Source organism: Bradyrhizobium yuanmingense (assembly GCF_900094575.1).
GTDB classification, from domain to species: Bacteria; Pseudomonadota; Alphaproteobacteria; order Rhizobiales; family Xanthobacteraceae; genus Bradyrhizobium; species Bradyrhizobium yuanmingense.
On sequence record NZ_FMAE01000004.1, the window covers coordinates 157,078 to 170,016 of the forward strand.

At 58.4% G+C, this 12,939-nt stretch carries 10 protein-coding genes and 1 pseudogene; 7 read left to right on the forward strand and 4 right to left on the reverse strand.

Annotated features, from left to right (window positions below):
• Positions 1-106 precede the first annotated feature (106 nt).
• The 4 genes from GA0061099_RS39985 to GA0061099_RS39990 all read left to right on the forward strand — a co-directional run bounded on the left by GA0061099_RS39985 (position 107) and on the right by GA0061099_RS39990 (position 4,026).
• Positions 107-757, forward strand: a complete 651-nt coding sequence (locus GA0061099_RS39985) for a hypothetical protein (RefSeq protein ID WP_158644877.1) — start codon at positions 107-109, stop codon at positions 755-757.
• Positions 754-2,085: a hypothetical protein gene (locus GA0061099_RS14235; RefSeq protein ID WP_074447848.1), complete on the forward strand. Its 1,332-nt coding sequence runs from the start codon at positions 754-756 to the stop codon at positions 2,083-2,085. The genes GA0061099_RS39985 and GA0061099_RS14235 overlap by 4 nt, the downstream gene beginning before the upstream one ends.
• Positions 2,082-2,555, forward strand: coding sequence for an ASCH domain-containing protein (locus GA0061099_RS14240; RefSeq protein WP_074447849.1), 474 nt, complete (start codon positions 2,082-2,084; stop codon positions 2,553-2,555). The genes GA0061099_RS14235 and GA0061099_RS14240 overlap by 4 nt, the downstream gene beginning before the upstream one ends.
• A 643-nt stretch (positions 2,556-3,198) precedes the next feature.
• Complete coding sequence (locus GA0061099_RS39990; protein WP_141697603.1) at positions 3,199-4,026, forward strand: hypothetical protein; 828 nt, start codon at positions 3,199-3,201, stop codon at positions 4,024-4,026.
• 387 nt (positions 4,027-4,413) lie between these two features.
• Here the strand turns inward: GA0061099_RS39990 and GA0061099_RS14250 are convergent, their stop codons facing one another.
• Positions 4,414-5,298 (reverse strand): hypothetical protein, encoded by an 885-nt coding sequence (locus tag GA0061099_RS14250; RefSeq protein WP_074447851.1) that lies wholly within the window; start codon positions 5,296-5,298, stop codon positions 4,414-4,416.
• 249 nt (positions 5,299-5,547) lie between these two features.
• Here GA0061099_RS14250 and GA0061099_RS41120 point away from each other — a divergent pair, with 249 nt between their 5' ends.
• Positions 5,548-5,712, forward strand: a complete 165-nt coding sequence (locus GA0061099_RS41120; RefSeq protein WP_158644878.1) for a hypothetical protein — start codon at positions 5,548-5,550, stop codon at positions 5,710-5,712.
• A 1,331-nt stretch (positions 5,713-7,043) separates the two neighbouring features.
• On the opposite strand, the gene GA0061099_RS39995 is transcribed toward GA0061099_RS41120, so the two are convergent.
• The 3 genes and pseudogenes from GA0061099_RS39995 to GA0061099_RS14265 all read right to left on the reverse strand — a co-directional run.
• Positions 7,044-7,451 (reverse strand): hypothetical protein, encoded by a 408-nt coding sequence (locus GA0061099_RS39995; protein ID WP_141697604.1) that lies wholly within the window; start codon positions 7,449-7,451, stop codon positions 7,044-7,046.
• A gap of 299 nt (positions 7,452-7,750) precedes the next feature.
• On the reverse strand, positions 7,751-8,719 hold the full coding sequence (locus GA0061099_RS14260) for a hypothetical protein (protein WP_074447853.1): 969 nt from the start codon (positions 8,717-8,719) through the stop codon (positions 7,751-7,753).
• Positions 8,716-9,453, reverse strand: a pseudogene (locus GA0061099_RS14265) (S1/P1 nuclease); the annotation flags it as partial. The pseudogene GA0061099_RS14265 and the gene GA0061099_RS14260, both read right to left, overlap by 4 nt.
• Before the next feature lie 412 nt (positions 9,454-9,865).
• Between GA0061099_RS14265 and GA0061099_RS14270 the strand changes: the two are divergent.
• Both GA0061099_RS14270 and GA0061099_RS14275 read left to right on the forward strand, forming a co-directional pair.
• The gene (locus GA0061099_RS14270; protein WP_074447855.1) at positions 9,866-11,749 is read left to right on the forward strand and encodes a S8 family serine peptidase; all 1,884 of its coding nucleotides are present in this window, start codon (positions 9,866-9,868) and stop codon (positions 11,747-11,749) included.
• A gap of 373 nt (positions 11,750-12,122) precedes the next feature.
• A complete protein-coding gene (locus GA0061099_RS14275; RefSeq protein ID WP_141697605.1) occupies positions 12,123-12,854 on the forward strand; it encodes a hypothetical protein in 732 nt (243 codons plus the stop codon).
• Positions 12,855-12,939 lie beyond the last annotated feature (85 nt).

The following is a 12,939-nucleotide window of genomic DNA, read 5'->3' on the forward strand; positions in this document are numbered from 1 at the left end:
TGGCTCCGGGGGTGGTGGTGGACGGGGCGGCGGCTCAGGAGGTGGCGGCGGAGGCGGCTCCGGAGGCGTCGGTGGAGGCAAAGGCGACTCGGCGTATGAGCGCATCTTGAAGCTCAACAAGCTGACGAGCGCCGTTAATGCCAACCCGGAAATGGCCAAGGTAAGCAAGCAGATCTACGAGATGCTGCAGGACCGCACCCGTGCGGCTTTCATGCGCGCCATGCTGTCGGACCCGATGCTCTCAGCTTCCTATCAGGGCCTGCTCTCGATCGAGGCCGATTTGAGCGACGGTGCTGCGCTGAGCGCAGCAGTCCAGAAACTTGGCGTGACGGCTGAGGGCACTCTGGCCGACCTAGCTGACGTCATTTGCCATGTCGGTCAAAGTCCCGACACGGATGAGCGCGTCGAGCGGATCGTGAGGCGCGCCGTCACGGATGTTCTCATGCGAACCGTCAGCAATGGACATGATCTCTATTATGAGACGCAAATCAGAAACCTCGGAGCCAAGTTTAATGCGCAGCCTTTGGCGAACACAGCCGGTTTTTTCCTAGGCGGACTCATCGCGAACGCAGTGCGCGGCGACCTTCTGAAACTGAGCGCCGAAGCGCGTGCTGTTATCGGCGATGCAAGCAACCAGATCGCGGTGAGTTGGACGGATAAATTCAGCGACCGCAGCCGCAGGAAGGGCGTGTCCTTCCGTGAGATCATGCAGACGATTGCGGACGACTTCTCTGTCTATACAGGGGGCGGAAAATGACCAGGCGAAAGATTCCCGTCGATATCGTCGCCACCATGCGGTTGCCGCGTGATCCTCAAAAGACACTGAAGTTGGACCTGGCGACCCTCACGTGGTCTGCGCATAACCTTGACAGAATAGGACACCCTCATCCGGCTTTGCTCGATCTACTGGAAATCGCGCGCGCCGTGCATGAGTTCGACCGCCGGCAGCCGAAGCGCACCACAGGAGTCAGGGTAAAGCAGGTGCATGTTACGATGTCCTTACGGGAGCCCGCGCGGTGGACGTCGGCCGCGAAAAGGGAGCTGAGCGCGGTGTTGCGGGTTCAGGGCAACGCCGAATGGGTATTCGATTTCACAAAACGGACAACCAGAGCAACTTCCGCTGATCTCGTATTCGGTGGCGGCGAGTGGGAGAAGACGACGCCGAAGAAGACAGCAAAGCGAGGTCAAGCAATCGAAAATGTGATGCTCTTCTCGGGCGGGCTCGACAGTACCGCCGGATTGGCGACCTTGATGGAGCAGGCCGACACGACACTTCTTGTCGCTTACTATGCGCGAAACAGGACGAAACAGGAGAACATTGCCAAAGAAATGGGATTTCGTCGGCTGGTTCAGATCGGCAGCAATTGGACTGTCTCGGAAACAGCTCCCCGCGTCGGCGGACAATTCATGTATCGCTCCTTCCTGTTTCTGGCGCTTGCGCTTCTCTTTGCCGATGCCACCTGTTCCAAGTCACTGTTTCAGTTCGAAAACGGGCCGCTAGCTTTAGCCGTCGAACCTCTTGATCTGTACAGGATCACACGACACGCTCATCCGCTCGTGCATCGGCATCTTGCGAGTCTGTTCAAGATCCTCAGGGGGCGGACCATCAACCTGAGCAATCCCTTCCTGAACACGACGAAGGGGGAAGCGGTTAAAAGATTGAGAAGTGGACTTACAAGGGACCAATTCAAGAGGGTTATCGCTCTGACTGAATCCTGCTGGTACCTTAACTCGAAGATCATCGTGGCTGGCCAACCTCGCAAGAAAAACGGCGAACCCTGTGGCGCGTGTGTTCCGTGCCTGGTCCGCAAGGCGGCGCTGGGGGCAGACGATAGCGCCGCAGCCGTCGATTTTAGCAATGGAGGTGGACGGGTGGCACGCGATCCGGTCGTAAGAGTACACTACGAGTCCTACTCGGCCTTTGCAGAACGATTGCTGGAGAAGGGCTTCGACGTCTACGACTTCATGGAATCTGTTCCTGCCGCGACTCGGATCGCACTGGGGGCTGGTGGTGAGATGACGCCTGCAGAGGCGCTCGCCGTTTATCGCCGTTTTGCCAAAGAGTGGACCAGGACTTACAAGTGAAGACAGAGTTTAGCGATTTTGGCGAGGTGCGACGCCTGCTGGCGGATGCGCCATGTCTCAGCATCCGTCAGCCCTGGGCGGAGCTGATCTTGCTTGAACGGAAGAAAGTGGAACTACGCCAATGGTCCACTCAGCACCGCGGATGGGTCTGGCTTCACACCGGAAAGACCTTTGACGAGGCCAGCTACAGCCGATTTGGGTTCACCTCGCTGTTCACAGGCGGCTTTGTCGGCGCATTCCGTCTACGCGATGTCGTGCCGCTCGATGGCGAGCGTTGGGATGTATGGCGTTCGACGCACCTGGATCTGGGCGACTGCCCAGCAAATGTCTTTGGTTGGGTAATCACAAACCCGCTGCGGTTGGAAAAACCGACGGCCGCGCCTGGAAGTCGAGGGCTTTACCGACCAGATGCCGAGCTGGCCACGCGATTGCTTGCCCAACCATTTGTTGGAGAGTTCGAAGCCAGCTAGAGCAAAACGGGGGAAGTGGACATCGGTTACTGAAAGATCAAGCTCGAACAAAGGGCCAAAGCGGATTGGCCCGGCCAAGAGCTGACCGTTGTCTCAGCAAGAGAGTGCACGACAGGAGCATGTACTCAAATCTTCGGATAGGAAACCTGAGCTGCGGCCGGGCGGACACCGACGCTGCCACGGCCCTCCTTTTCAGCGGCATCGAGCACGGCGCCATAGGGCGACGAATAGTAACCAACGATCGACCGATGGCCGCACTCATCGCATCCTAGGTACTTTCTTGATCCTGCGCGCTCCGTAAACCCAGTGTGCCTGCTCACCAGTGTGTCCTTTTGACAGGTTGGCTGCCGTGACGCCCGAGCAGCGAGCCGCCTTGCTGGACGATGCACCGAAATGCCAGGGGATGCCGACCATATAGTCAACCACGCTTGGATGCGCGGTGCTGGCGGCCTGATGCCACGTTAGCGGCTAGCATTTGAAAAAGACGGGCGACTCAGCGATACTCAGGCATCTAGGGGTAGGGCACCTTCGACCTGTCGCCGGGTCAAACGCTCCTTTCGGGACAACACCGCACATATCCTGCATCTCACCTCGTGGGCTGCTGCGTAATCGGCGAACAGCATGGCCCGCAAGGAGGATGCACATGTTTGTGCTTCGTATTTCCGCGACGTTGCCAGCTATTGAACGGATCAAGGCGGCACTCACCACCAGTCTTCCACACGTTAAGTCATCCCATCGGGTCGAAGCGCTCGGCCGCGGGCTTGGCTTTCGCACCTATGCTGCGCTGCGAGCGGCAGCCGAGGCGTCGGCGCCCATCACAGTTACGGTGGCGGGAGCGCCCTTTTCAGCCTATCTCAAGCATCATGGCTTTGAGGTGGACCCGACGCATTTTTACCTGGCGACGGCACAAGTGGCGATTCAAGTCGTGCTCGACAGTGCGCCAAGATTGAATATGCGCGGCATCGGCTTCGGGCGTCCGCAGCGCAATGTCGATGGTTCGCGGCAAACCCCGCAACAGCAATATGCGGAATTCCTGGAGTGCCGGCGGGAGTGTCTCGGCACGTATGCCGCGGAAGCCTTCTTGCGGTCGCTGGCCTTGCTGGCGCGGGTCAAGGCAACCAAGACCATCCGCTCCGGCACAGGCAGTTATCGGCTCAAGCACATCGCTGAAAACTATGTTTGTACCTATCCCGAAGGCGGAAAGCTTGGGCCGGCTTATGTGCCGAACGGCATGCTCATAGCCGCGGCCCTGCATTTGGGTTTTAAGCACAAGACCTTTGTCGATGATCTCGGCTACGACACGCTGAATGCGAGCTTCAACATGTCGAAAGCGGTCATCGAAGACCTGGATGCCGAGATTCGCCCCCAAAGCGGCTTTGCGCAGGACCGGGCGCGCAAGCGGGAGAGCCGGAGGCAGCTTGAGAAAGCGCGCAAGCAGTTTGCAGCCATAAGGGCCTCGCTCCGAGTCTAGCGATGAATAGCGTCCCCCGTTGATGCCGCGCTGCGTTGGCGGGGGACATCGGGACCATGCAAGCTGGCCCCGCGTGAGATCCTAGTGCCGCCAGCGCCTCCCCGCCATCACCTCGTAAAGCGCCAGGATATGCTTTTCGTGTAGTGCGCGCTCGCGTTCGACGATGTCTTCCGGGGGCCGGTCGTGGCAGTGGCGGTGTGACAACCTCAGATATCGTTGGCTGTAACGGCGGGGGAGGCCGCCACAAACACCGGCTTAGATTGGGGCTCGGGCTGACAGCGGTATCCGCGCCGCGCATGTGCCAATTGTCGCGGATCTTGTCGGTATGGTCTTCAAGACAAGACGCGTATCCCGCGGGAACTTTTTGGCTCGTTCGCGCCCGCCACTTTAAGGCGCGGGGCGTACGGTAAAAAGAGTATCCTCTTCGGATGCAAGTGCGATCTCTTGCCGGTACCGCGTATCTGGTTTCAAAGTCTTCCACTTTAGCGGCGGCAGCGCATTGAAATAGCCTTGTGCCCGCTCAAGATCGCCAAAGTATCCGACGACGCGGTGCATCTGATTCCATTCGAGCGCGAAGGCCCACAGTGCGGATTGTTCGGTCTCACGGCGCATCCGGATTTTGAAGAAGCCGCTCGCGCAGACGCAATCGAGCTGGAGCGACCAATCCTTGGTCTGGTCTGCGAAGCCGCGCAAATGCTCGTTTCCCCAATCCGGCCGGTTCGCATTCGCTGCAAAGCCGATGGGGCCGGGCAGAAATCCACCGATTCCGCCGCTTTCGTCATAGCTCATCAGGTAGAAAAAGCCTTGAAGATGAAACTCGGCCAACCGATGCACGCGCTTCTGATCGAGCTGGGGCGGCATGATGAAGTTAGCCGTGAAGTCCAGCGCCGACATGATGGTGCCTGACACTGAGTCTTCCTCATGGCTGTCAGCGACGCGTTTCTTCGTTCGCCGGCTGATCGAGTTTGCAGATTTACGGACGGCCTCGGCTTGGAGGACAGGGTCGCTATGCTGTTCGCCCAAATTGGGCTGCAAGGTAATTGCCGAGATATCATCTTCGAGACCGGCCTTCTCGCCGTTGCAGATCGCACACGCCTTGCCGATGAGTGCCCAGCTTTGATGGAGCGAGCCTTTCGGTACGAAGCGGCGTCCGATAACATGCTCGACGGTATGCGGGCTATCCGTAGTCGGCTCCGCACCGCAGTAAAGGCAGGTGCGGTTGCTTAGGCGCAAGGCCTTGTTGGCGGGCAATATCTTGAGAACTGACTCCATGCCTCATCATAGCGTTCCGCTCGGTCGGACCCAGCTATGTCGATGACAGCCTGGTCTCACTGAGCGTGGCCCTGTGGCTGCGGCCTTCACATAGTGGGGCTCCGCAACTCTGCGGCGGCCGACCCTCTCCCAGCTCGGTTTGATGGCCGGGCCAAAAGGCACTTATAAGCGGGAAATGCACCTAAACTCTTCGTCATTCTCTGTAATCAATTGAATTCACAACGAATTAGACCGCCCTCCGAGCGCACCATGAATCCAAGCAGCAATATGCCGTCGATCGATGATGATATCGACGTCGAGATTAGCAAGCACCCTCCCGCTGCGGCGCTCGGTCGTCGACACCGCGACGAGCTTCGGAGTTGGATGCCGGAACTCGTCGCGGTCGTGAAGCGCGGTGTGCTTCCTGTGCCGTGATGTGAACGAGCCGGTGAGCCCAACATCGGCAATCATTTCTTCGCAATACGATCATTGAGCCATCTGCCCACATGCCGTCGGATCCGGACGTCACCGAGGTCGTCGAGAACGGTCGGTGGCAAAAGCTCATCAGTTGCGAGCAGTCTGCGCGCCGGGCGGCCAGCGTCGAGCAATTTGAGGGAGACCGAGCGCGGCTGCACGGTCTCGGCTCCCTAATGCAACGACCCCGAGCAGCAACAAAGCTCTGTGCGATTGCGAATGTCCGACCCGCTCAAATATCTGAACGGCATCGGCGACGGGAAGGTGCGCTCCCACCAGAATCGTGGCAGAGGCCTCTAGCGGCGCCGACAGTTTCATCAAGCGATCTGCGGTGATCTCCCGACAAATTTCGAGCTGCACTGCGCTGGCGTGCTCAATGCATCGATGGCGTCGATGCGCAGCCAACCACAGTAAAAAGCGACCAGATCTGGCGTCGAACGGCCCGCAAAGCCGGGCTTCGGCGCTCGACGCATCTCGGCGCAGCTGCTCGTCGGAGGTCTCCCTGGCCAACGCGATAAGCTTGGTCCCGGACTCATCATCAAGTGATCCGTTCGCCTCTAGCGCGGCCACAGCTTCGCGTGCGATCGAATAGGATTCCGGCTCCGATACTGCGGCTCGGCTCGGACCATCGGTCCAGAGTAAGTTGCATGAGTATCGGAAAATGCTCCGGGTGCAGTCGGCTGCTGAGGGCAGCCGTCAAACTGCGGCGGACCCGGTTACCCTTGTCACCCGCAAGAGCAGGGAGCTCGGTAGGGAGTGGATCTGGCAGTCTTGATGCCAGATATTCAAGCGCCCTTTGACGCGCGTCGGCGCGATTATGGTGCAGGGCCAGCCAGACGAGAGGTTCCTCGCCAATCGTGATCGCGGCCTGAGTTGCGGCAGCTGCGTCGGCGCGGTCCGTCGCTTCCGCGAGCCACCTGCGGACAACGCCGGCCAGCTTTGACCCACTTGCGATCATCACTGGCACGATCACGCCGAGCGCGGTCGAAGCCGCAACCGGCGCTGCCGCGTCAAGCAAGGCGAGGGCAGCTGCTCCGACCGCACGTGGCCCCTGCTTGATGGCTTCGAACGCCTAGCAGTTCCCTCGCTTCTGGAGAGAGCTTCGCCAATAACGATTCTAACCGTTCTGCTTCGGCTCGCGCTTGAACGGCATAAGTATCCACTAACAGATGAACGAACACCCAGGGTGAGGCTGCATGCAACCCGCCATGGCGGCATAACTTACACCAAATGGTCTCCGGCAAACCCGGGACGGTTCACCGCTCGCCCCCGTGGGTCTGCCAGACTCGCGGCTACTCCCGCGCCGCGCGTCTTGCAGTCCTTCCAGGCTTTCCTCGGAGGAGGGAGAGGACGTTCGCAACTTGGCCGGCAACGCTGAGCGGACGGCGGTTTGCAAAGCTTATCTGCGAGACCCGGGTGACTTGCGGATGAGGTGCGACGCTCACCCACAGCATGCGATTCACGAAACAGACTGATTTAGCTTGGTCGGCAGCGGTGAATTGGACGAAATTGCTGCCCAGCATGCTTCCAATGTTTGCGATCGCGGCAAGTGCGGTTATTGACCGTCCGCCCGCCGAGTCGATGAGCAGGTTTGATAGTTTGTCCGGTGAAGTGGGGTCAGCGATTGCGGCGCAAATGGTGTCGGCATTGACAGCAATCGTACCGTAGGGCGGTCCGATGTCGACTTCGATGGTAGTCATAAGTTCCTCCTCAGCCAGATAGCCAGAAAAGTTCTGTAAGTATCCCAGAAGCGCTGCAGTGACATTCGTCCGGGTCTAGTCAGGCGACGCTGCTGCAGCGCGCTTCATGCCTCCTGCTGCACTTCGACCTTCGCCTAGCCAGGACGCACCGCGCCTACGGTTCATGGGCAAGGCATCCTGCCGTAAATTCAGGAGGCGCCAATCGGCCAAAGTGATTGTGCGGGGCTATCTATCGCCAACCCCTGTGTTGCTCGCGAGGGACCTACCTTGGCTCGATGCGTCCCTCGCTTCGTTCAAGCTCAGTTCTCCTGGCAATCACTAGGCAGAGCCCACGATGTTTTGCTCTGGCTGCCTGGAGCAATCATAGCCGACAGCTCGCTCTGCATGGCCACGAAAAGCTTTGAAGCACGCAACGCGATATTGCTGTCCACTTCGCCGTCATCGGTGTTGTAGCTGAATGAGATCTCAACCAATGCTGGTTGAGTACGGCTTGCATCACTAGCAGGATACCAGAAGGTGAAATCGAACTCTGCATCGGCATCATGGCCAAGATCAACCTCGGCCCTGCTGAAAACGAGCTCAGCAAATACGGGGCCGGCTATCAGATTGGCGCCCAGCTGGGGTGGTTTTGTCGAGACGCTTTCGAGCCACGACCAAGCGCCTGGATAGGTATCCATGACGTCTTTGAGCGTCGCTGGCGGGGATAAGCCAGCTTGCTTCTGGGACACCGAATGGGAATAGCTGCTCCGGGTTTTAGCGCCCTGTATCGGGATTGAGATGTCTTCCTCGAACTTTGATTTCGCTTCGCGTTGGCCTGCAAACGACGAAGCGTTCGAGATGAAGATGTCCGGGCTCCGGAATTTGAGCGTGGTCTCAACGGTGGCGGCCCCTCGCTCCGCCGTCAACGCCGCGCGCTCCCGGTACGAGAATCCTGCCAGACTAAGCGTGCAGCCTGCCGTGTCTTTAAAGGACACGCGGCGTTGGTGGCGGAGCACAAAGGATTTCTTGGCGCGGCTCTCTCCGCTCTCGCGGCGGTCGAGATGAGTACTGATGATCGGCTTTAGACGTCCATCCCAAAATTCGGCTGCACGCGCGTTCGGGTCGCCCGCGAAGTCAGTGGGCGTCAGGAGAAGTTTGTATTCACGGGAATCAATTGTAATGCCGCCCGCAAGTGCAGGTTGGGGCAGCTGCAATATCAGGGCGACCGTGATCGCGCCGGCTGATCGTCCAGCCACCGAGCGCCAGCTTCCGCGCGGCACCAGCGTCATGGCTGCAAGGCTTTGTTTAGAAGGTGTGCAAGCCGCACGCCGGCTTTTGCGAGCTGGGTGCGGACGATGTCCCGGTTCGCTTGAATATAGGCATTATCAACCGTGACTTCGTCGGCCGGCTGATTACAGGAGGCTCCCTGCTGAAGGCAGTATCGTGTTGCCGCGGCACGGGTGATGGCGAACGATTCATTGGCCCAATCGCGTGGGTCAGAGGCCTGCGTCCACAGTTCCTGTTGCGCGGGCGTGATCGATTTAACGAGCTCGGCTGCCGCCGCCACTGGATCTTCGCCGACAGCGCGCAATACCAGACATGTATCCCAGGTCGAATGCAGATTGGTCTGGCATTCGCCGATGGTGGTCACCTCGTTGCCGCCTCGGTCGTCTCCAAACGACACGTGAAGCGGCTGGTGCAAGTCACCCACCCAATGCCCAAGATATTTCAACGCGATGAGCTTGCGTTCATCGTTGGCGGGCGATGCAAGCACCGCCATGTCGCTCTCGATCCCCGACAGGACGCATTTCGGCGCCAATGGACAGGGTGATGTAGCGGCAATCCCCTTTGCGGTTCTAGCAAGATTGACGTAATGCTCGTTGTCGCGCGTGCGCGGATGATCGGGGAAGATGCAGGCTTCCCGGAAGAAATCATATTGGTCTTCGCCCTTCATGAGACGGCGAATCTCGGCGCGTACTTCCGGGAGCGCTAGACGGAATGCTATTTCGCAAACGATCTTGTGTCCGGTGTCACCTCAGGCCGAAGCAAGCGTTGGGGTGGAAATCAAGAATAAGACCGCAATCAAGATCCGGTGCATGATCCACCTCCACCTAGCAGTTGGATGGCCATACAATCAAAAATTGTGACTTTCGCCTAGGTGGTTTAGGGCAGCCGCACGACGGGATCGAGCTGCTCTTGGACGCCCGACCCGGCTGATCAGCCGAGACAGCCTGCGTCAGGCTGTCGCGCGCAGATCCCAGCGGTGAAGTTGCAATCTCTAGTCGCGCGGGACTAAAGTTCTCGCCGCGGTCCGTTTTCCGTAAGTAATTCATATTGCGTCTGTTTCGAACGAATTGTCGTGCGGCGCGCCTGGCTCACAATTTCCGGCCGGATGAGAAGCGTGTCTTCAAAGCGATTTCGAAGGGGGAAGGTTCGTGAAAAAGAATGGTGAAATAGACAAGCTGCATCCAAAGCTTCGCATGATCGGCAATGGCAGCAACCAAGTAAATTTTCGCCGCGCCGAACTTAATAGCAGCCTCGCCTCAACTTATAGGCCTGGAAAACGGCAAGAGTTATCGCAGGCAACGCAGGACCTCCTGCAAAAGCCCGACGAATTGCTTGGACCAGGCAACGAACTGGCCCTTAGCAAGAAGACCGCTGGTAAAAGAAGAAGGAAGCTAAAAACCGCAGGCCCTCCGAACAAGGCTTACGCGGATATCTTTATAGAGGTTCAGAGGTCAAGCGTCGCCGGTGCTGAAGGCAAGTCGGAAGCGGAGGCTTTGCGCGCGGATCTAGAGAAGAAGCTCGCAAAGAATCCCGATTGCAGGAAATTTGGCCGCCCCGTGTTGGCAAAGCGTAATTTTGTGACTGCGACGGTACCACTAACTCTGATAGAGGGGCTTCGGTCGGATAAGCGAGTGGCGTTTGTTCAACTCGCCGAGGGACTGAATGCAAGAATTCCAGTGCCGGCGTGGGCAAGCGTAGGAAGGACTAAACCCAGCCCTCGAGCCGTAGCAAAATCCACTGGGCGCGCCGATGGCTCAGATGTTATCATCGGAATTATCGACGTCGACGGCTTTGACTTTTCACACCCCGACTTCTCAGATGGAAAGGGTGGAACGAGGTTTTTGGCCATATGGGATCAGGGCAGCACATTCCGGGATCCACCCAAGGCCTTCAAGAGAGGGGCAGAATTTACGCAGGCTCACCTGAATGCTGCGATGCGCGCGTCCAGCAAACTTCCAGCTGTAGCTATCGAGCCTCAATCACAGCAAGTAGAGGGATCTCACGGGACCCACGTCGCCAGTATTGCGGCCGGGCGTACTGGTGTTTGCCCGAAGGCCATGATTGCAGCCGTTCTAATAGATATCCCCAAGCAGAAAGATCCGGTTAAGGAGCGCAGAAGTGCGTTTTCCGATTCCAACGTAATTATTGAAGCGGTCGAATACCTCTTGGATCTGGCAAAGCGGCATAAGAGGCCGATCTCGATCAATATTAGCCTCGGCACAAATGGCGGTGCCCATGACGGCTCAAGCGGGGTTTCCCGTTGGCTTGATGCGAGCCTAGCAACCGAAGGCCGCTCGATTTGTGTAGCGGCCGGTAATGCTGGCCAAGAAGCTGGCGAATCTGACGATGATATCGGCTGGGTGATGGGTCGAATTCACCCAAGCGGCAACATTCGATCTGCTGGCCTTGCTGTCGACCTCGAATGGACGGTAGTCGGAAACTCGATCGTTGACGTATCCGAAAATGAATTGGAGATCTGGTATGGGGCCCAAGACCGTTTTGTTATTCAATTGCGCGCGCCGGGAAGCGACCAGTGGATAGAGGTGAAGCCGCGCGAGTTCATCGAAAACAAGAAGCTGCCAAACGGAACATTCCTTTCAGTCTACAACGAGCTCTTCCACCCTGTGAATGGGTGCAACTACATAACGCTTTATCTTTCGCCCGATTTGGACGAACGCGGCCCGCAGGGAATTCAAGCTGGTGTTTGGACAGTTCGTCTTGTCGGCCATGAGGTGCGGGACGGGCGCTTTCATTGCTGGATTGAACGCGATGACCCGTACGAATACGACAGAGTTGTGCGCGGCGAGTTGTCGAAACTCCGCGCAAAGAAAAAGAAGATCGACTACGCCTATATATCTCATATCGACCAGGACCATACGGGGCGTTTATGGGAAGTGCATCGTGACGTGTCGGTCATAAGAGTGGTGTCGATTGGCGGCAAGTTCTTGTCCTCGGCCCGTTCGCCCATGCTTTATAAGTATTGCCGACGGCCCCAGCATTTGACGGAGAGCTGTGTCGGTCGGGTTAGGTGACTTTGCGAGCCGCGATTACGTCGAGCGCGCTGACCAAACTCACCTTGGTAGGTGATGCGTCGCGGCTGGTAGATCGATTTGTGTGACAAAGCGAGCGATCGATTTTCGACGATGTTCTTACAACACGTCAAACATGAGAGCCGATCTCGGCTCGCGTCGGCTACTCGATACGCACCGGACCTTATGCCCACTTGCACTACCGCCTCTTGCGCCGCAAAGCGGACCTCTAGCCGAACGGCCTCGTCTCAAATGGGCCAGGAGCCGACTGACTCGATGCAACGACTTCCATGCTTGGGGCTTCGAGAAATCGCCTTTATGGGGCTTTTCAACCGACAGTAGTGCACTTATCCTGCCAGTTATTGGATGCCTCGAGTTGGCCGACGCCGTGTCATTTTCCGCGGAGAGTTCGTCATTGCATTTTGGAGAAAAGTTTCGGTTTTGCTTTTCGCTGCGAAGTGGGGGTAGAGACGCGACCGCCCTCTGGGTCCTGTTCGTTCGATCGCCGGCTGTCGCGCTCGCATGCTCGGTCGCAGCATTTGCGGCGACGGCTTCGGCGTTCGGGGCCGAGATACCAAGCCAGGCCGAGGATCGCTTCGTCGCGGGGTTGGTGAAGCTCTTGTCGGCGCCAGTCGATCTCGCGCCCGGCGTCCTCTCGGCGCTCGCCGAGAAGCAAGGGGAAGTCCTGGAGACCGGGGACGCCTTCTGGCCGAGCGTCGTGGGGACGGTGACCGCCAGGCGCGAGGTCAACGAGGCGCTTCAGGTGCGCCTCCGCTCCTCTTTCCCGGGCAATCGAGACCTGTATCTGCGTCTCACTCGGCAATTGCCAGATATCGCGGATATCCTGGCCAAAACTCTTGTTTTTGACGGTGCAGGCACGGTCGACGGCAAGCCTGTCGACGAGGTTCTGCGTCGAATGCGGATGGCGACGCCTGCCGCCCAACGCGCGTTGATCGCCAGGGCCACCGACGCCACCAATGCCGCCAGCGGAGAATTGATCGAGCGCGTGGCGTCATATCCCGAGATCCTGGCGGGAATGGAAAACGACGTTGTCGGGCTGCGAAGGCCCGCAATCTGGCCGTTCGGTATCTGCTTGCCCGTGGTCTAGACGCCTCGGATCAGGAGCTGTCAGGGGCCCTTAGAAGCCCCGATCCGGGCTCGTTGAGGGCCGCGCTCGCCAGATTGTCGCGTTT

Excerpts from the sequence above, each read along its gene's own strand:
- GA0061099_RS14235 (WP_074447848.1), top strand. The coding sequence starts at position 754 with ATGACCAGGCGAAAGATTCCCGTCGATATCGTCGCCACCATGCGGTTG.
- GA0061099_RS39990 (WP_141697603.1), top strand. The coding sequence starts at position 3,199 with ATGTTTGTGCTTCGTATTTCCGCGACGTTGCCAGCTATTGAACGGATC.
- GA0061099_RS14250 (WP_074447851.1), bottom strand. The coding sequence starts at position 5,298 with ATGGAGTCAGTTCTCAAGATATTGCCCGCCAACAAGGCCTTGCGCCTA.
- GA0061099_RS41120 (WP_158644878.1), top strand. The coding sequence starts at position 5,548 with ATGAATCCAAGCAGCAATATGCCGTCGATCGATGATGATATCGACGTC.
- GA0061099_RS39995 (WP_141697604.1), bottom strand. The coding sequence starts at position 7,451 with ATGACTACCATCGAAGTCGACATCGGACCGCCCTACGGTACGATTGCT.
- GA0061099_RS14260 (WP_074447853.1), bottom strand. The coding sequence starts at position 8,719 with ATGACGCTGGTGCCGCGCGGAAGCTGGCGCTCGGTGGCTGGACGATCA.